The following is a 19,026-nucleotide window of genomic DNA, read 5'->3' as shown; positions in this document are numbered from 1 at the left end:
TGAGTACTTTGCTATCTTCCGGTTGAGATTTTTGGAAGAGTTGAATTATTTATGCAAATTCTTGAGCGTTTCTTGCCGCTTTTATTGTTATTCACCGCAGTAACAGCTTGTAACCAAACCAGTGCGTCTTTAGATAATGCCACACCGCAACCATCTGCATCTGTTGTACAACAGGCAGATAGTTCTCCACAACAGCCGAAAAATGTAGTTCGGACTGAACTGCTTTCACCTACACCAATTAGAATTGGCTTGAATAATTTACCAGCACCCTTCGCTACAGAGAGTGCTTCCAAAAGACCTCAAGTAGTAGCAATTCCGCAAAATCCTGTGCTGCGTGTGCCATCAGGATTTACAGTTAATGTTTATGCTGATGGCTTAGATGCACCACGCTGGCTGGCTTTAACTCCCGATGGTGATGTGTTAGTCACTGAAACTCGGCAAAACCGGATTCGGCTGTTGCGCGATCGCAATGGCGATGGGGTGGCTGATGTCCGTAAAACTTTCGCCAGTTCTCAGAATGGTCTAAATATCCCATTTGGTATGGCTTTTGGGGGTAATTCCTTCTTTTTGGGTAATACCGATGCTGTGCTACAGTTCCCCTACAGCAAAGGTCAACAACAACTGAGTGGTACGGGTAAAAAAATTGCTGACCTGCCTGGTGGTGGCTATAATCAGCACTGGACTCGAAACGTGGTAGTTTCGCCTGACGGTAATAAGCTATATGTTTCTGTTGGTTCCGAAAGTAATGTAGATGAAGAACCGCTACCACGCGCTTCAGTTCAACAAATGAATTTAGATGGTTCGCAAAAGCAGACTTTTGCTTCTGGCTTGCGTAACCCAGTCGGTTTAGATTTTCACCCAGTCACCAAAGCACTTTATACTGCTGTGAACGAACGGGATGGTATTGGTGATGACTTAGTACCAGACTACTTTACGCGTCTCCAGCAGGGAGAATTCTACGGCTGGCCCTATGCTTATCTCACACCCAATAATCTTGACCCACGTCAGAAAGCCAATAATCAAAGTAAACGTCCAGACTTAGCAGCCCGTACAAGTACCCCAGATGTGTTATTCCAAGCACATTCAGCAGCCTTGGGTGTACAGTTTTATGATGGTCAGACATTCCCACAAAAATATCGTAACGGTGCTTTTGTGGCTTTTCGTGGTTCTTGGAATCGCGATCGCGGGACTGGTTATAAAGTAGTATTTGTACCCTTCAATAATCAAGGCCGTCCGCAAGGTTACTATGAAGATTTTCTCACAGGATTTTTGCTCAATCCTTCTACACCAACCACTTGGGGGCGACCTGTAGGTTTACTAGTTTTACCTGATGGCAGTTTATTAGTAACAGAAGAAGCTAATAATCGGATTTATCGGATTCAGTATCAGGGGGGTTAGGGATTGATTGGGGAACTCGGGGCCCCCTCTGGGGATAAGGGGTAATGGGGATTGGGGATTGGGGACTGGGGATTGGGGACTGGGGATTGGGGATTGGGGACTGGGGACTGGGGACTGGGGACTGGGGATTGGGGAGATGAGGGAGATGAGGGAGATGAGGGAGACAAGGGGAAATTTTGGTAACTCATACTAATTTAAAAAATTAATGGGCTACATAGATTCACAGAAGTCTCAACCAGACAGGAATTCTAAATCCAAAATCTAAAATCCAAAATCTAAAATGGTATAACTTTGAGGGTTTTGTTTAGGCTTAACCTGTTTGCGCTACATTATTGAAAAATTAACTGCGATCGCTATTAGGTTTCAAAATTAGTTATGACTCAGAATGACAGTAATACTCAGTCCAATATTCCACCTTCTTCCCATTCTGGCGCTAGATATTGGGGCAATGTCGAGGTTGTGGAAGAAGGCGAAAACTATAGAATTAGTCGTGTGGAAATCAAGCCTAGGCACGGGATTAAACCACAAATCCATTATCATCGCAATGAACATTGGGTGGTAGTGTCTGGTATTGCCAAGGTGACTTGTGGTGAACAAGAAGTATTAGTGAATCGTAACGAGTCTACTTATGTTCCGGCTGCAACTCTGCATAAAGTAGAAAATCCTGGCTCTATTCCTCTGGTAATTTTAGAAATTCAAAACGGCGAGTATTTAGGGGAGGATGATACTGAGCGCCCTTTTGACTTAAGTCTGGTGCAACCTGTAACTGAAATTACTAATTCGTAATTCGTAATTCGTAATTCGTAGTACTCTCAATACTGCTCGGTTAAGGATTTTCAACTTGGAATTTAGCTTGGGGAAAAGGTGAAAGGGGAAGGGTTAAAGGTTTTTTCTTGCCCCTTTTCCCCTTCCCCTTTTGCCCTTAACCGACAAGTATTGGTAGTACTCTTGCTGGATTTCTTACAAGCAGCGATATAGCATATCTATGTTGGGTTAAGCGCTGACTTAACCTAACATGGATATTGAAAGCTTTACCTATATTGTTTGTAATGTGGTTGCTGCTTTGATTAGTTTGAATGTATTGGCGAAGAACGAGTCCGGAATGATACGATTTTCTTCGCCGGATGCGCGGATGGGTAGGTGTTGAAAAAGTGTTTTCCACAAAAATCGCTGAAACGATTTCTGTATCAGGCTTTTCAAGCTCAATTCCTGTAAAATCACCCGCGCACTTTACAGAAGAAGACTTTCAGCGATTTTGGTTTTGCGTTTTCATTATTGCTCATGTTATTATGGCACTGTCCGCGCAACAGAACCTTGAAAACTTCATACACACTGGCTTTGGAGCTTCTGCCATTGCAATTTCACTTAATCCCTATTAGGGATTGAAACGACTCTGATTCAAAATTTTCTAAGTAGTAAGTAATATTGCAATTTCACTTAATCCCTATTAGGGATTGAAACCATCTTTTAATAGCTTCGTGTGGATGCAGTGGACGTGGATTGCAATTTCACTTAATCCCTATTAGGGATTGAAACAAGCTCACCCTCTTGAATCCAATCCTTAACTTCAGATTGCAATTTCACTTAATCCCTATTAGGGATTGAAACGTACGGGGGACTGGGGAAAAACTCGTTACCTTCACATTGCAATTTCACTTAATCCCTATTAGGGATTGAAACTTTTTGGCGTAGTTGCTGTATATTACGCGCTTACCCATTGCAATTTCACTTAATCCCTATTAGGGATTGAAACCCAATGGATTCTGGTACTCTTACTGGCACTTTGGTTATTGCAATTTCACTTAATCCCTATTAGGGATTGAAACATCGGGTAGGCTCCACTCGTTTCTACCCAACCGAATTGCAATTTCACTTAATCCCTATTAGGGATTGAAACCGTACCATCGTCGCTGGTATAACTGAACCATTTATTAGAGATTGCAATTTCACTTAATCCCTATTAGGGATTGAAACAAACAATCGGGGAGCTGGTCTATAGATGTCGCTGATTGCAATTTCACTTAATCCCTATTAGGGATTGAAACAGATATTTAGGAGATATCCACAGAACGACACGCGGAAGGCTATTGCAATTTCACTTAATCCCTATTAGGGATTGAAACCTGATATTTGGTTGTTTCGATTCTCCATATTACTATTGCAATTTCACTTAATCCCTATTAGGGATTGAAACCAGTGATTTTGTAGATATTATCGGGGGTGGTAATTGCAATTTCACTTAATCCCTATTAGGGATTGAAACCTAGCCAAAATCAGCAAATCCAAGGAGAAATATATTGCAATTTCACTTAATCCCTATTAGGGATTGAAACTATCAAAATTATTTCCTGCTTCCCCCCAGTAAAATATTGCAATTTCACTTAATCCCTATTAGGGATTGAAACTAATTCACAAGCAGTCGATGAATTAATTGCGATTATTGCAATTTCACTTAATCCCTATTAGGGATTGAAACGCTGGAGAATGGAGCAGCTACTTAGCTAATGCTGGCACATTGCAATTTCACTTAATCCCTATTAGGGATTGAAACGCCTGTGATGGGAAATTCACTAAGTCTGGTGCGGGTGGATTGCAATTTCACTTAATCCCTATTAGGGATTGAAACTGACTATCTACATTTATCCAAATGTGAACCTGGCGAATTGCAATTTCACTTAATCCCTATTAGGGATTGAAACCTCTAGGTAATGGTACTCAGCCTCCTGTATCAGACGATTGCAATTTCACTTAATCCCTATTAGGGATTGAAACGTATTGGTACTCATACCCTTCAATCCAGTAGGGATTGCAATTTCACTTAATCCCTATTAGGGATTGAAACAATAACTCAAGAGGAGATATCGCGGTGCTTGACGATTATTGCAATTTCACTTAATCCCTATTAGGGATTGAAACTTCGGTAATTTTTGCTAGGCGCAGGGAACACTCAATTGCAATTTCACTTAATCCCTATTAGGGATTGAAACCCACCTATTGGTAGGGCGGCTTTTTCATGGGTGCTTTATTGCAATTTCACTTAATCCCTATTAGGGATTGAAACAAATTTTTCCCATCCGGCTGCTATTAAATCTTCTATTGCAATTTCACTTAATCCCTATTAGGGATTGAAACAGTTCAGACTGATATTCACCAAGGTAGTACTGGGATTGCAATTTCACTTAATCCCTATTAGGGATTGAAACGATGACATCCCCTGTGAGCTTGACTTAAGTAACTGAATTGCAATTTCACTTAATCCCTATTAGGGATTGAAACGTATCTGACACATCCTTCGATAGACCCCTCCAATAAATTGCAATTTCACTTAATCCCTATTAGGGATTGAAACATGAGATTGCCCGAATCCCTTTGCACACATAGCAAGTTGAAATTTCACTTAATCCCTATTAGGAATTAAGAGTGTATCGAGCAAAGTAAAAATCAAATAATTGTAGGGTCTATTAGGTGCTGATTTGCAAGATGATTTGTCACGGAATAACTATCCTAGCGCCTAACGCACCATTCACGCGGCGGTGCGTTACGGGTAAATTTCATTATCTCTGTGTCCCAAATCCTTTCATAGCCGTAACACAACGCCACTTGCTATAACGCGGGAAACCCGCGCAACGCAGTGCATTGGTGTCAACTTAAGCTAAAAGCGATATAGGGCGGGCGTTGTACAAATACCTCGCGCCCTCATCCCCTAACCCCTTCTCCCGCAGGAGAAGGGGAACTAAATCTCTTGCTCCCCTCACCCTGTGGGAGAGGGGCTGGGGGTGAGGGCGAAACCTTGCACAAGAGCGGGTTTCACGTTAAGTTGACACAGGTGACCCCTACTCGGCTGACTCCATAGCAGATGTTTTTGACAAAATACTTGCGTTGTTAAACAAAGTGCTTGTCTTGTGTATACGCCACTATACAAACTAAAAATCAAAGGTTGTCCGTAATACTCCAACATATTGGGTATTATTGCTGCTATTGTTTTCTGGGTTGAGAATTACCCAAAAGCCGGGGGTAACGGAGATATTATCGTTGAGCCGCATACGATAAAAGGCTTCGATGTGGTAAGCATGGTCACCTTCTTGACGAACATCGCTGCTGGTAACGTGAGGTGGGATACCAAATAATATTCCTGGGAGATTACCTCTACCGCCGAAATCAGGGAAGGATAAGCCAATTGCGCCAAACCAAGCATTAGCATTAGCACCATTGTTAACTAATAATGTATCTCTGCCACCCCTACCATCAGGGATATTACTTAAACCAGAATTTTCCGCACTAGCCCAGATATACCCACCCCAAGCATGAACTTGGAAGTTTTGCGAAAAGCGATAGAATCCTTGTGCGCCTACTATATTATTGGATGTTGCGATGGTGTCTCCAAAAGGCGAAATTGCTAGGTTACTACCTGCTCCACCTGTAAGATTAACTTGTCCGCCGGGACTATAACCATGAGAATAGGCAATCCCAATTGACCCTTGTTTGCCGTTGAAAACCAGGTGTGCTAAAGCATTATAACCGCCATTAAATATGCCATTACCTGATGATGGATTTTCGGGGGAACCTGCAAGATAGCCTAAAGTCAAAATTACATCTGGGGTGATAAACCAGTTAACCGCTGCACCGCCACCACCTCGCCTAAATAACGGACTATATTGTCCAAACAGTGAGGGAACGCCGTTACCGTCATCTGCAATTACAGCAGGGGTCACGGTTGATGTAATATCAGTGTAGCCAATACCTACAGGCCCCACCACAAAAGCAAGAGCATCGCTGACGGGGAAGTAGTAACGGATATGAGGAATAGATAGGGTATTGTTACTATTGGTGTCAAAGTTCAACCGCGTCATGCCTGTACCTGTCAGGGAAGCTATCTGACTAGTATTATTAGAATTTAAGAAGTTGCCAAACTCCAGCCGGACTCGCAACAAGTCTTTCCCTGTAAAGCTGCTTTCTAAATTCAGACGACCTCTATCGGCAAAGTAGGTATTGGAGCGATCGCGATCGCCTCCGACACTGTTACCAAAGGTATCGCTAACAGCAGTAATAATTTGAGCATTTAATTTAGTAGTGGTGGAAAACTGTTGTGCTTCTAGGGTTGCTTCCCGCGCTTCTAATACATCAACTCGCCCACGCAGAGTTACTAATTCTGCGGAAAACTCTTGTTGTAAATTTTGCAACACTGCTAAGTCTTCTTTTCTGACTAAATCAGTGGTCGCAGTCGCAATTAATTCATTAATTCGGGTTAAGCAAGCATTTAAACCAGCTGCAAATTCATAACGAGTAAGGGCGCGGTTACCACGATAAGTTGAATCAGGATAACCTGCAATACAGCCGTAGCGTTCAACTAATGATTGTAATGCTTGAAATGCCCAATCGGTAGGGTTGATATCTGAAAGCTGGGAAACAGAGGTTACTTGGTCTTGCAAAGTAACAGAGTTAACATCTGCGTTGGGAAAATTATCGTTTGCAGGTATCGCCCAGGCTGCGGGGCAGATTAAGAATAATAGGGGGAAAGTACATAATAAGTTTTTTAGCATGGTTTTAAAAAGGATATCTGCAATAGTTGGTAATTCGTAATTCGTAGTTCGTAATTCAAGCTAACTCAGCAATTATTATTAGTGGCACAACATTGTTGTGCCCTTATTTTATGGTTAAATCGCGTTAATTTTGAGGAGTAAAAAACGAACCGCAAAGGCACGAAGTACACAAAGGAAGAAAGAAAAGAAGAGATGTAGGTTGGGTTAAGCGCAGCGCAACCCAACATGAATATTGAAAGCTTATCCGATATTTTGGTGTTGGGTTTCCTTACGTCAACCCAACCTACTAATCTTGTGGGGTGGGCATCTTGCCCGCCCAATATATGCAAGTTAAATGTGGAACAGCTTACTACCGAGAATGAAATAAACCAATTACGAATTACGAATTACGAATTACGAATTAGTAATTATTACCGTTTGGATCTTCTGCGGAGTCGGTCAATCATTACTGCGACAATAATCACTAAACCTTTAACAACAAGTTGCCAAAAGTAAGACATATTCAACAATGTTAAACCATTGTTGAGTACAGCAATAATTAATGCACCGAGAAGAGTTCCGCCAATAGTACCGATACCACCTGTAAAGCTAGTACCACCTAAAATTACAGCCGCGATCGCATCTAGTTCGTAACCTTGACCTAATAAGCCTGTAGCACTGTAAAGACGGCTGGCACTCATGATTCCGGCTAAACCTGCTAATAGTCCACTCACGCCATAAACAAATAGTAAGACGCGATTGACTTTAATTCCGGTTAGTCTTGCTGCTCTTTCGTTACCACCTACTGCGTAAATTTGCACACCTAATACTGTTTGCCGCAGAATAAACCAACTAGCTGCTACAGTTAGCAAGGCAATGATGACTAGCCAGGGAATAGGGCCTAAATAGCTATTACCTACCCAAGCAAAATTTAGGTCAGGGTTAATAACAGTTGTACCATTAGCTACCAAGTAAGCAGCACCACGTAAGGCTGTGAGTGAACCCAAGGTGACAATAAATGGAGGTACATCCAAAAAGGTGATTAGCGCACCGTTGACTAAGCCTAAAAGCAATCCTGTTAATAATGCCGCAGGTACAGCCGCCCAACCTAACGCCGGGAGTAGGGAAACTAACACCGCAACGACCGCAGAAACAGCCAAGATGGAACCGACGGAAAGGTCAATACCACCTGTAAGAATGACAAAGGTCATGCCAGTTGCCAGCACAATGTTAATTGATGCTTGGCGCAGGATATTAACGGCGTTACCAGCTGTGGCAAAGTTGGGAGTGAGCAGGGCAAATAAGATACAAATCAGGATCAGGATGGGGAGAATCCCTGCTACCTGCAGAAAGTTGTTGAGTGATTGACGCTGGCGGGATTTGTTTTGACTTCCGGAACGATTTTGGGTAGGTCTTAAAGTTTGACTCATGATGCTAATACCTCTGCTGCTCCTGTGGCATAGTGCATAATGTTTTCTTGGGAGATTTCTTTACCTGGGCTACCGTCAAGTTCACCAACTAACTGCCCTTCTCGCATAACTAAAACGCGATCGCTCATGCCCACAACCTCGGGTAATTCGCTGGAAACCATTAAAATAGCGATACCTTGGGCTGCAAGTTCGCTCATAATCCGGTAGATTTCGCTTTTGGCACCAATATCTACACCGCGTGTCGGTTCATCCAACATCAATACTTTGGGCTTAATCGCTAGCCAACGCGCTAGTAAAAGTTTCTGCTGGTTCCCACCGGAAAGATCCACGGCGCGAATTTCTAAATTCGCTAGCCGGATTTGAAAGTTTTCGACTGCATCTGTGGCAATTTTATTCACTGAACCCCAGTTAACTATGCCAGCGTTAGCATCTTGCTTGAGGCGATTCAGGGCAATATTTTTGCGGGAACTCATTTCTAAAAATAAACCCTGGTCTTTGCGGTCTTCGGGAACGTAACCAATTCCTGCAGTAATAGCATCACTAGGGCTATTAATTTCGAGTTTTTTGCCATCAAGGAAGACTTCTCCAGTGGCTTTGCGATCAGCGCCAAAAATTAGCCGGGATACTTCTGTGCGTCCAGCACCAACTAGCCCAGCTAAACCAACAATTTCGCCAGCATGAATTTGTAAACTAGCGGGTTTAACCTTGCGTCCATCGCTGATATTTCTGACTTCCAGCACTACCGGGCCGACTTGGGTTTGGCGTTGGTGTTCGTAAAAATCCTGCATAGGACGACCAACCATCATCTGCACCAAGCGTTGCGGCGAAATTTCTTCCCTTGTCAAACTGCCAATATATTGCCCATCACGCAGTACACTAATACGGTCAGCTAAAGCATAGATTTCTTCCATGCGGTGACTGATATAGATAATGGCAATGCCATCATTGCGGAGTTTGCGAATTACCTCAAATAAACGTTCCGTTTCCCGGTCTGATAAGGCGGCTGTGGGTTCATCCATTACCAAAACGCGGCTATTATCTTTTAGCGCCCTGGCAATTTCTACCTGTTGTTGTTCCGCAATTGAGAGCGTACCGACTATAGTATTGGGTGAAAAACTAGCGCCCAAACTTTGCAGTACTTGCGTTGCTTCCCGTTCCATACCTGGGCGGTCTAAAAACTGACCTTTTTGCAACTCGCTACCCATAAACATATTTTCGGTAACGGTTAAATTGGGTGCAACGTTCAGTTCTTGATAGATGAGATTAATACCCGCCTGTCGCGCTGTCCCTGGATCGGTAATTTTTATCGGTTTACCATTGATGTGAATCTCCCCTTCATCGGCTATGTAAGCCCCAGCCAGAATTTTCATCAATGTACTTTTCCCTGCACCGTTCTCCCCCATCAGGGCGTGAACTTCTCCCGGATAAATTGTGAGATTAACATTTTGGAGAGCAGGTACACCATGAAATCGTTTTGTTATTCCTTGCATTTCCAACACCGGGGTGGTGGTTGGTGCATTGGGTATTCTTTGGAAATCGGTTGTCATAAATTATTTTGGGGATTGGGGACTGGGAAAGGGGGAATGGGGAATGGGGAATGGGGAATGGGGATAAATAACTTTTGACTTTTGACTTTTGACTTTTGACTTTTGACTCTTGACTCAGCACTCAGCACTCATCAGACTCACCACCCTGGGAAGGTGCTGACGTTGTCTTGAGTAATTAACTTCACAGGAATAAGAATGTTAGGATTGCTCGGTTTTTTACCCTGTAAAATGTCATTGCCCACTTGAACAGCTTTTTGCGTCATTCCTCTGGGGTTTTGGGTGGCTGTGGCTGCATAAAGACTTTTTTTGGATGCGATCGCATTAATTGCTTCTGGCGCACCATCAACCCCGACGATGAAAAATTCTTTGCGTTTAGCTTGGTTAGCTGCTAAGTCTACACCTACGCCACTGGGGTCGTTAATGGCAAAGACTGCATCTATTTTGGGGAAGGTAACTAGTAAATCACTCATGACTCTCAATCCCCCATCTCTGCTACCTTCGGCGTTCTGGTTTTTTGAAAGGATTTTAATATTGGGATATTTAGCTAAGGTATTTTCGCAACCATTGACTCGCTGAATTACTGAAGTAACTGGCGGGCCGTTGACGATGACGACATTACCTTTACCTTTTAGGCGATCGGCAATATACTGGCAAGCAACTTCTCCAGCTTGCAAATTATTGGTGGTAACAGTGGCATCAACTTGAGCGTCAACTGCTGTATCTACCGCAATTACAACTGTACCTGCTTGTCTTGCTTTATCAACTGCAGGTCTAATACCTTTACTATCAGCCGCATTCAAGACGATTAAGTCAGTATTTGCAGCCACGAAATTTTCAATTTGGTTAAATTGCTGGTTGAGGTCATAACCGCTAGAAACTACAGTCACTCTGACATCATTACCGCCAATTTTCTTGGCTTCGCTTTCAGCACCTTTACCCATCAGCACAAAGAACGGGTTACTTAAATCGCCAACGGTAACACCAACAGCTTTTAATTTTCCCTGATGATTGCCGTTAGCACCTATAGCATTTGTGCTATTCCGAGAAATATTAGGACTAATACAGCCACTAAGGGTTGTGCTAACGATACCTAATAGACTGGCTACTATTGCAATCCTATTTACGTTCATTTAGACTCCTCATAAAATTCAACTTAGCTCCTAAACTCTTTCCCTTGTCCCCCAGGTTGGTTAAAAATTTTTCGTCATAATTTGGGTGTGGGAAAGACGCGATAATTTTTGGTGTTGGGGAGACGCGATAATTTTGGTGTTGCGGGGGGAAGACGCGATCAATCGCGTCTCTACAAGATTTAAATGTCAATCGATGTTGTCTTATCTCCCTTATCTCCCTTATCCCCCTCATCCCCCTCATCTCCCTCATCTCCCTCATCCCCCTCATCACCACCCTTGGTAACTGCTAATGTTCTCTTGCGTTACCAGCTTGACTGGAATCAAAATATTGGGATTACTCGGTCTTTTGCCCTGTAGGATGTCGTTACCAACATCCACAGCTTTTGCAGCCATCCCGACTGGATCTTGAGCTGCAGTTGCTGCAAATAAGCTATCTTTGGTGGTCATGGCTTTGACTGCATCCGGGCCACCGTCAACCCCAACGATAAAAAATTCTTTGCGCCTAGCTTGTCTCGCTGCTAAGTCTGCGCCAACGCCACTTTGATCGTTGGTAGCGAAAACTGCATCTATTTTGGGGAAGGTTGTTAGTAAATCGCTCATGACTCGTAATCCTCCGTCCCGGCTTCCTTCAGCGTTTTGGTCTTTGGAAAGGATTTTGATATTAGGATATTTAGCTAATGCCTTTTGGCAACCATTCACGCGCTGAATGACTGAATCCATCGGTATACTGTTGAGGATGACGACGTTGCCTTTACCTTGCAAGCGATCGCCAATATATTGACAAGCAATTTCTCCAGCTTGCAGATTATTAGAACTAATTGTGGCATCTACCTTAGCATCAACAGCCGCATCTACAGCTATGACTGTCTTTCCGGCTCGTCTAGCATTATCAATAGCAGGTTTAATCCCTTTATTATCTACCGCACTGAGAATAATTAAGTCAGCATCAGCAGCCACGAAATTTTCAATTTGGTTAAATTGCTGATTTAAATCAAAGCCGCTGGAAACTATACTCAATTTCAGATTGTTACCAGCTATTTTCCTAGCTTGGGACTCAGAACCCTTAGCCATAGCCACAAAGAAGGGATTTCCCAAATCGCCCAGACTGACACCAAGCGATCGCAATGGGGAATTTTGCTGGCCCTGATTTTGGGCGATCGCGTTTGTGCTGTAGCGCGAGACGTTGGTACAAGCTGCCAAAGTACTGCTGATTAGGCTGATGATACTAGCTGCGGTCGCAATTCTCCTCATAATTCATCTATCCAAATATGGATTTCAACCTATATCTGCAATGTCATTGCAATTTGAACTAGGACTGAAAACTTCAGACCTAATTAAGTGACGCTGCTAGCTTTTAGCTGCTCAATTGCTATCAAATCTCTGAGCTACTACTATTAGCGCTACTCATACCAATTCTGGAAAATTTGTCACTAGATTTTCAGCTAGAAGCTGGGAATAAATCTGAATGACTCAATTCTGAACTAGCATTAATGATTTTTTGAATGTTAAAAGTTGCTGGCTGCAATACATCAAATTTTTACATTATGGTTTTGTAAAAGCTGTTTGAATGTACTGGTATAAATTACTTTTTCTTTGGTTAATCTTGCTTGTAGCGGCAGACACTTTTTATCTAAAACTACTTTTTCTAAAGTCGTAAAACTCTAGCGTTTTCCTATCTCTAGAGAAGTATTTCTGAGAAATTAGCCGCTTTTAGCTCATATCCAAATTTAACCAAATTCACTGCTATTTCTGAAAATCAATACATAAAATTTAACACTCTCTAGGAACTAATATTTAATGTCAAATTTCAGGTTTTTCAGAGTAGGCTATTGTGAATTTTTATGGCAATCTAGCAAACCACCTGTTACCCATGAAACCTATAACAGCACCATACATAAAAATTCTAGGAAATTATTTTTCAATCTGTCTCAAGTATGCTATTCTCAGGAACTTTTTTTGAGATTATTCTGGACGTTACATAATACAAAACGGTATGTTTTTCATCTATCTAACGTCAGAATCAGGGAGTAAAAACTGCGATTTTTAGATGATGGCTTTACGGGGATAGCAGCAGGTTTCCCAAATCCTGAGCTTGGCAATCAACCTATGCTTAGAATTTTAAAGTAGCAGGTAAATACTTAGTCACTAAATCTTCATAATATGGTCTGAGTTCTTGCCAATTTGGCGGATTGGGGTTTTTGGAATACAAATCATAAGGATTGAATAATTTTACCCACTTGAACATTTCGCGATCGCGCTGATTCATTAAATGTTCGTAGGCATTTTCTCGATGTTGTGGATAAAAGGAGTGATAACGCAGAATATACAAAGCGGGTTCAGGTAAATAGGGTTTCATCATCTGATAAAAATATTCATCATGACCCCATGACATCTGGACATTACTTAATCCACAATTCGGCTCATAAATACCATACTTGGTGTTATATTTCGGGTTATTGTAATCAGGATTTTCTTGAAAGAATTCCGCGAAGACAATTTTCTCGGAGAATGCACAACCCACAGGATAAGTATCGCCTACAGTCGCCCATTGGGGTTCGCCAAATAAACACAGCACCTTCCCCATATCGTGAAAGAAGCCAGTTAATACCATCCAATCAGGATGTCCATCAGCACGAATAGCTTCTGATGTTTGCAATAAGTGCTGTAACTGATCTAAATCTGTATCTGGATCGGAATCATCAACCAATTGATTTAAAAATTCCACCGCATCCCAAACCGTCATTTCTCGCTGATTAAACTGCAAAAACTCTGCCTTTTTCTCAAGCACAAAGTTGTATGTTTGGTTAACATGATTTAAGCGATAAAACTCTTTAACTGAATCTCTATTAGTTGTTTGATAATTTCTGTATTCTGCAGTTGTTTTACCCGCTTTAACTATGCTTTCCGGATTGGGATAGCGATTCAGTACATCTTCTTCCCATTCTTCTAGAGAATCCAAGGGATTATTTTCCACTTGATTCATAATATTGAGTGTCTGAGACATATTATTTGAGGAGTTACGCCAGTTTCTTACAACGGTAGTTTAGGTAAGTTATGCACACGTGTGCATAACCTGATGCTTTTATAATTGCACACGTGTGCATAAAATATATATTAAGTTTATTTACAACAAATTTTCGAGCCTAGAAAAAGTTTTCTATCAACAGCTAGCCGAGTTTTTGTTAACGTAGACACATAGGGATAATCGTTAGACATCCCTTGGTAAGACAGTCACTACCAATCTCCCCATTCCCTGTTCCCTAAACCCCCAAAGCTGTTCTAATATTGTGCACAATTACTTGCGGTGACTCTGCAACATCCATACATAAGGCATCTAATGGTTCTTCGAGAGTATGAAATTGGCTATCCAATAGAGTTGCACTCATATAATGATTTTGGCGCTCTTGCAAGCGCTTTTGGATTAACTCATAAGACCCTTTGAGGTAAACTATTTTTACGAGGTTGCTATCTACCAACAAAACTTGACGATAGCTATCTTTTAACGCTGAACAAGCTAAGACCACATTTTGATTGTTTTGTAGCCAGGTTTTAATAGCTGTTTGCAAATCTTGCAACCAAGGTTTTCTGTCAGCTTCCGTTAAGGGGATACCACTCCGCATTTTTGCTACATTCTCTGGGGAATGAAAACTGTCAGCATCGCTAAATGTCCAGCTTAAAACTTCTGCTAGCAGCTTTCCGATGGTAGTCTTACCAGAACCAGAAACACCCATTACCAGAATGATCATTTGACAAATATCTCGATATTCCTAATAATTAACATTATGATGCACACGTGTGCATAAATTATATTAAAATTATAAATGAGCAAAAGAAAAATCTCCATAGAAGATATTGCTCGGAAAGCAGGTGTTTCGCATACCACGGTGTCACGTGCTTTGCGAGATAGTTCTTTAATTAGCGCCAAAGTACGAGAAGAAATTAAACAACTAGCGCGAGAAATGGGCTATGTTCCCAATGGGATTGCTCAAAGCTTACAAACTCAAAGAACTAATACCATTGGGGTAGTAGTCACTTCCATTGCAGATCCTTTTTTTGCGGAGGTTATAGAAGGAATAGAACAAATAGCTAAATCTTCAGGTTTAAGTGTATTGTTAAGTACTTCCCACCGAAATGTTGAGCAAGAAATAGCAGCGATTGATAACTTTTATCGTCGCCGAGTAGACGGTATTTTAGTAGCGGATTCCCGAATTACTACCAACCATAGCCAGCAAATAGGGACAATAGCTGCACCCACAGTTTTTATTAATAGCCAAACTGCTAACCAACCCCAATCCTTTCACTCAGTCAGAATAGATGATTACTTAGGTGCTAGGTTAGCTGTACAGCATTTAGTCAGTTTAGGACATACTTCTATAGGGTACTTGGGTGTAGGCGATCGCAGTTTATCAAATCAGTTACGCCAAGAAGGTTATCAAACGGTTCTAAGTGAAGCTAATCTACCACAGATAGATGATTGGATAGCAATTAGAGAAGAAGATCATACCAGAACCAGTGATGTTGTCACCGGACAACAGATGTTACCTCAGTTAGTCAAAGCTGGTGTAACAAGCATCTTTTGTTACAACGATATGGTAGCAGTAGGCGCGCTTTTAGCTTGTAAAAAATTAGGTATTTCCGTACCTCTAGATTTAAGTTTAGTAGGATTTGACGGTATTGCTTTAGGGGGTTATATTACTCCACCACTAACAACAATTCGCCAGCCAATGTTAGAAATTGGTCGTGTTGCCATGCAAATGTTACTTGATTTATTGCAGGATAAAACTGTAGAAAATCGGATTTTATCGCCTTATTTAATTGAACGAGGAAGTACGGCGAGGCGAGGTTAGGGGAATGGGGAACTCGGGGCCCCCTTTGGGGATAAGGGGTAATGGGGAATGGGGAATGGGGAATGAGGAATGAGTGATTGGGAAATACTAGATATCTAATGATGCGTTACGCTATCGCTAACGCATCCTACTGGACTGACAAGCCTAAAATGTTGTCTTCTTTTTTCTCTGCTTCCTCTGCGCTTCTGCGGTTTATTAATGCACTATTTTAGCTTTACCACGCCACTACATGAACTAAATTACCAATTACCAATTACCAATCACCAAAATAAACTTTACTAAAAAATATGTTAACTAAAAAACGCAATTTATCAAGCGATCGCTGTTTTTCTCCAGAATCAGTACAAAGACAAATCGCGCGTCAATTTTTTGACAGCATCTCTACTCTACCCCTAGTCTGTCCGCATGGTCATGTAGAGCCAGCTTTATTAGCGAATCCCGCCGCCCGATTTGGTTCGCCAACGGAATTATTGATCATTCCTGACCACTATATTTTCCGAATGCTTTATAGTCGGGGCGTAGCTTTAGAAGCCCTCGGCATACCTACCAAAGATGGTACACCCATAGAAACTGACCATCGCCAAATTTGGCAGATATTTGCAGACCATTTTTATCTATTTCGCGGTACACCCTCTGGGTTATGGCTGAAAGATGAACTAATTAACGTCTTTGGTGTAGATGAGCCTTTAAATTCGCACAATGCTGGCAATATCTACGATTATCTCGAAAAGCAGTTAGCTTTACCGGAGTTTTCACCCCGGGCTTTATTTAAACGCTTCAATATAGAAGTGCTTTGTACCACCGATGCAGCTAGCGATAATTTAGAACACCATCAATCCTTACACCAAGAGGATTTTACCCAAATTAGACCGACTTTTCGACCAGATGCAGTTGTCAACCTAGACGTTCCTGGATGGCGGGAAAATCTTGCTCAGTTAGAAAGGGCTGTAGGTAGAGAAATTAGTACTTACGCTGCTTTTATCCAAGCTTTAGAAGAACGTCGGGCTTTCTTTAAAAAAATGGGTGCCACAGCTACTGACCACAGTGCTGCTACACCTTATACCGCACGCCTATCTGACCAAGAAGCCGAAGCTATCTTTGCCAGAGCCTTAAATAACAAGCTCAATCCCGGTGATGCAGAGCAGTTTACTGGTCATATGTTCATGGAAATGGCGCGGATGAGTGTGGAAGATGGTTTAGTTACGCAGATGCATTGCGGTATTATGCGTAACCATAACCCAGCTATCTTTGAGCGATTTGGGTCTGATAAAGGTGCAGATATACCTTTACAAATTGAGTGGACGCAAAATCTGCGTCCGTTGTTGAATGCTTATGGTAATAATCAAGACTTCCATTTAATTCTGTTTGGCTTGGATGAAAGCACATATAGCCGGGAGTTAGCGCCACTAGCTGGGCATTATCCGGCTGTATTGCTTGGGCCGCCCTGGTGGTTTCACGATAGCGTTAATGGTATGGAACGCTACTTCAATCAGGTGATGGAAACTGCGGGACTTTACAATACGGCTGGGTTTAACGATGATACACGCGCTTTCGTTTCTATTCCTGCCCGTCACGCTGTTTGGCGGCGTGTAGCTTGTAATTGGTTAGCAGGGTTGGTAGTACGGGGGTTAATTGAGGAAGAGGAAGGCTATGACATGGCTGTGGCTGTAGCTTATGACCTCGCGAAGAATGCTTATAAATTGGAGTGGTGAGTGCTGAGTGGTGAGTGCTGAGTCAAGAGAATACAGCTAGTGGTCTGTTCCATGAATTTTAAGGGGTAAGATAACGAACCGCATTCGACGTAGTCGTTCCCAGAGGGTAGATGCGACGTTCGCAAAGGTAAGAGTTTTGAGAGAGTTTTTGTGTAAGTCTCAGGGGAATTATTAATGCCGAATTTAATATTGGATAAACTTTTTAGCCTGCAAGGTCAGGTAGCAGTAATTACAGGTGGATCGGGTGTGTTGGGTGGTGCGATCGCACGCGGGTTGGGTTTGGCTGGGGCGCGGGTGGTGGTTCTGGGGCGCAATCAGACAAGGGCGGAGGCGGTAGTTAAGGATATTATCGCTAATGGTGGGGAAAGTTTGGCAGTGCTGGCAGATGTGAGCGATCGCACGCAATTAGAAATCGCCAGAGATGCGGTTTTAAAGGATTGGGGGCAAATAGATATTTTAATTAACGCCGCTGGTGGTAATGTCCCGGCTGCCACAATTACCCCTGATGCTACTTTCTTTGATATGCCACACGCAGCTTTTGAGCAGGTGGTAAGTCTGAATTTGGTGGGGACTTTATTACCTAGCCAAGTTTTTGGTGAAGCAATGGTAGAAAAACATCAGCCTCGGGGTTGTATTGTGAATATTTCTTCGATGTCTGCTATTCGTGTAATCAGTCAGGTGGTTGGTTACTCAGCAGCGAAAGCCGGGATAGATAACTTTACGCGCTGGCTAGCTGTAGAATTGGCACAAAAATATGGAGCCGGATTGCGGGTGAATGCGATCGCACCTGGTTTTTTTATAGGCGAACAAAATCGAGATTTACTGTTAAATCCTGATGGTAGTTTAAGCGATCGCGGACAAAAAATTATTGAACATACCCCAGCCGGACGTTTTGGCGAACCAGAAGAATTACTCAGTACAGTGATTTGGTTATGCAGCGCTGGTTCTAGTTTTATCAATGGCGTAGTTGTACCTGTAGACGGTGGTTTTAGCATCTACAGCGGCGTTTAAGGGATTTCCAAGAAATAAATTATTCCATCTTGTGGGGCGGGCATCTTGCCCGCCAAATAAACCGGGCGGACAAGATGTCCACCCCACAATAAATACTGAGATATTTTTTTATTTGGAAATCCCTAAGTAGAGACGCGATTCATTGCAATACCGTTCGGTTAAGGATTTTTAACTCGGAATTTGGTTTGGGGAAAAGGTTAAAGGGTAAGGGTTAAAGGTTTTTTCTTGCCCTTTTGTCTTTAACCAACAAGTATTGCTATTCATCGTGTCTTTTAATTCACGTAGTAGCGTGGCAAGGCTAAAATAGTGCATTAGATTGGAAAAAATTAACCGCAGATGAACGCAGATAAACGCGGATAAAATTGATTTTTAATGCAACATTTAAGGCTTGCCAGTCCAGTAGGATGCGTTAGCGGCGAGAGTACGGCATCA

At 42.3% G+C, this 19,026-nt stretch carries 13 protein-coding genes and 1 CRISPR repeat array; of the genes, 6 read left to right on the top strand and 7 right to left on the bottom strand.

Translation table 11 applies throughout. From position 1 onward, the window contains the following. The first annotated feature begins 51 nt into the window (after positions 1-51). The 3 genes from HGR01_RS14360 (at position 52) to HGR01_RS14350 (ending at position 2,184) form a co-directional block, all read left to right on the top strand. On the top strand, positions 52-1,398 hold the full coding sequence (locus tag HGR01_RS14360) for a PQQ-dependent sugar dehydrogenase (RefSeq protein WP_045870408.1): 1,347 nt from the start codon (positions 52-54) through the stop codon (positions 1,396-1,398). A gap of 51 nt (positions 1,399-1,449) precedes the next feature. Next, on the top strand, positions 1,450-1,581 hold the full coding sequence (locus HGR01_RS14355) for a hypothetical protein (RefSeq protein WP_255325208.1): 132 nt from the start codon (positions 1,450-1,452) through the stop codon (positions 1,579-1,581). Positions 1,582-1,773: 192 nt separating this feature from the next. Further along, positions 1,774-2,184 carry a phosphomannose isomerase type II C-terminal cupin domain gene (locus HGR01_RS14350; RefSeq protein ID WP_045870409.1) on the top strand — a complete coding sequence of 137 codons (411 nt, stop codon included), beginning with the start codon at positions 1,774-1,776 and terminating at the stop codon, positions 2,182-2,184. Between the two features lie 566 nt (positions 2,185-2,750). Then, positions 2,751-4,819: direct repeats of the CRISPR family, unit length 37 nt; unit sequence ATTGCAATTTCACTTAATCCCTATTAGGGATTGAAAC. 502 nt (positions 4,820-5,321) lie between these two features. Here HGR01_RS14350 and HGR01_RS14345 read toward each other — a convergent pair. From HGR01_RS14345 to HGR01_RS14315, 7 genes are all read right to left on the bottom strand, one after another. Continuing rightward, positions 5,322-6,938, bottom strand: a complete 1,617-nt coding sequence (locus HGR01_RS14345; RefSeq protein ID WP_045870410.1) for an iron uptake porin — start codon at positions 6,936-6,938, stop codon at positions 5,322-5,324. 410 nt (positions 6,939-7,348) lie between these two features. Further along, entirely contained in the window at positions 7,349-8,347 is a 999-nt protein-coding gene (locus HGR01_RS14340; protein WP_045870411.1) for an ABC transporter permease subunit, read from the bottom strand. Further along, positions 8,344-9,894: a sugar ABC transporter ATP-binding protein gene (locus HGR01_RS14335; protein WP_045870412.1), complete on the bottom strand. Its 1,551-nt coding sequence runs from the start codon at positions 9,892-9,894 to the stop codon at positions 8,344-8,346. Before HGR01_RS14335 ends, HGR01_RS14340 begins: the two co-directional genes overlap by 4 nt. Before the next feature lie 137 nt (positions 9,895-10,031). After that, on the bottom strand, positions 10,032-11,024 hold the full coding sequence (locus HGR01_RS14330) for an ABC transporter substrate-binding protein (protein ID WP_045870413.1): 993 nt from the start codon (positions 11,022-11,024) through the stop codon (positions 10,032-10,034). Positions 11,025-11,291: 267 nt separating this feature from the next. Next, positions 11,292-12,275: an ABC transporter substrate-binding protein gene (locus HGR01_RS14325; RefSeq protein WP_045870415.1), complete on the bottom strand. Its 984-nt coding sequence runs from the start codon at positions 12,273-12,275 to the stop codon at positions 11,292-11,294. 859 nt (positions 12,276-13,134) lie between these two features. Beyond that, positions 13,135-14,028 carry an inositol oxygenase family protein gene (locus tag HGR01_RS14320; RefSeq protein WP_045870416.1) on the bottom strand — a complete coding sequence of 298 codons (894 nt, stop codon included), beginning with the start codon at positions 14,026-14,028 and terminating at the stop codon, positions 13,135-13,137. 256 nt (positions 14,029-14,284) lie between these two features. Further along, complete coding sequence (locus HGR01_RS14315; RefSeq protein ID WP_194007809.1) at positions 14,285-14,770, bottom strand: gluconokinase; 486 nt, start codon at positions 14,768-14,770, stop codon at positions 14,285-14,287. A gap of 75 nt (positions 14,771-14,845) precedes the next feature. On the opposite strand from HGR01_RS14315, the gene HGR01_RS14310 reads away from it, so the two are divergent. The 3 genes from HGR01_RS14310 to HGR01_RS14300 all read left to right on the top strand — a co-directional run bounded on the left by HGR01_RS14310 (position 14,846) and on the right by HGR01_RS14300 (position 18,594). Beyond that, positions 14,846-15,871 carry a LacI family DNA-binding transcriptional regulator gene (locus HGR01_RS14310; protein WP_045870417.1) on the top strand — a complete coding sequence of 342 codons (1,026 nt, stop codon included), beginning with the start codon at positions 14,846-14,848 and terminating at the stop codon, positions 15,869-15,871. A 287-nt stretch (positions 15,872-16,158) separates the two neighbouring features. Beyond that, complete coding sequence (uxaC, locus tag HGR01_RS14305; RefSeq protein WP_045870418.1) at positions 16,159-17,583, top strand: glucuronate isomerase; 1,425 nt, start codon at positions 16,159-16,161, stop codon at positions 17,581-17,583. A 174-nt stretch (positions 17,584-17,757) separates the two neighbouring features. Continuing rightward, positions 17,758-18,594: an SDR family oxidoreductase gene (locus HGR01_RS14300; RefSeq protein WP_045870419.1), complete on the top strand. Its 837-nt coding sequence runs from the start codon at positions 17,758-17,760 to the stop codon at positions 18,592-18,594. Positions 18,595-19,026 lie beyond the last annotated feature (432 nt).

Source organism: Tolypothrix sp. PCC 7712 (assembly GCF_025860405.1).
GTDB classification, from domain to species: domain Bacteria; phylum Cyanobacteriota; class Cyanobacteriia; order Cyanobacteriales; family Nostocaceae; genus Aulosira; species Aulosira diplosiphon.
This window is presented reverse-complemented; position numbering and strand designations above follow the sequence as displayed.

Coding starts and splice junctions, on each gene's coding strand:
- HGR01_RS14335 (WP_045870412.1), bottom strand. CDS start 9,894: ATGACAACCGATTTCCAAAGAATACCCAATGCACCAACCACCACCCCG.
- HGR01_RS14360 (WP_045870408.1), top strand. CDS start 52: ATGCAAATTCTTGAGCGTTTCTTGCCGCTTTTATTGTTATTCACCGCA.
- HGR01_RS14300 (WP_045870419.1), top strand. CDS start 17,758: ATGCCGAATTTAATATTGGATAAACTTTTTAGCCTGCAAGGTCAGGTA.
- HGR01_RS14310 (WP_045870417.1), top strand. CDS start 14,846: ATGAGCAAAAGAAAAATCTCCATAGAAGATATTGCTCGGAAAGCAGGT.
- HGR01_RS14330 (WP_045870413.1), bottom strand. CDS start 11,024: ATGAACGTAAATAGGATTGCAATAGTAGCCAGTCTATTAGGTATCGTT.
- HGR01_RS14315 (WP_194007809.1), bottom strand. CDS start 14,770: ATGATCATTCTGGTAATGGGTGTTTCTGGTTCTGGTAAGACTACCATC.
- HGR01_RS14340 (WP_045870411.1), bottom strand. CDS start 8,347: ATGAGTCAAACTTTAAGACCTACCCAAAATCGTTCCGGAAGTCAAAAC.
- HGR01_RS14320 (WP_045870416.1), bottom strand. CDS start 14,028: ATGTCTCAGACACTCAATATTATGAATCAAGTGGAAAATAATCCCTTG.
- HGR01_RS14325 (WP_045870415.1), bottom strand. CDS start 12,275: ATGAGGAGAATTGCGACCGCAGCTAGTATCATCAGCCTAATCAGCAGT.
- HGR01_RS14345 (WP_045870410.1), bottom strand. CDS start 6,938: ATGCTAAAAAACTTATTATGTACTTTCCCCCTATTATTCTTAATCTGC.
- HGR01_RS14350 (WP_045870409.1), top strand. CDS start 1,774: ATGACTCAGAATGACAGTAATACTCAGTCCAATATTCCACCTTCTTCC.
- uxaC (WP_045870418.1), top strand. CDS start 16,159: ATGTTAACTAAAAAACGCAATTTATCAAGCGATCGCTGTTTTTCTCCA.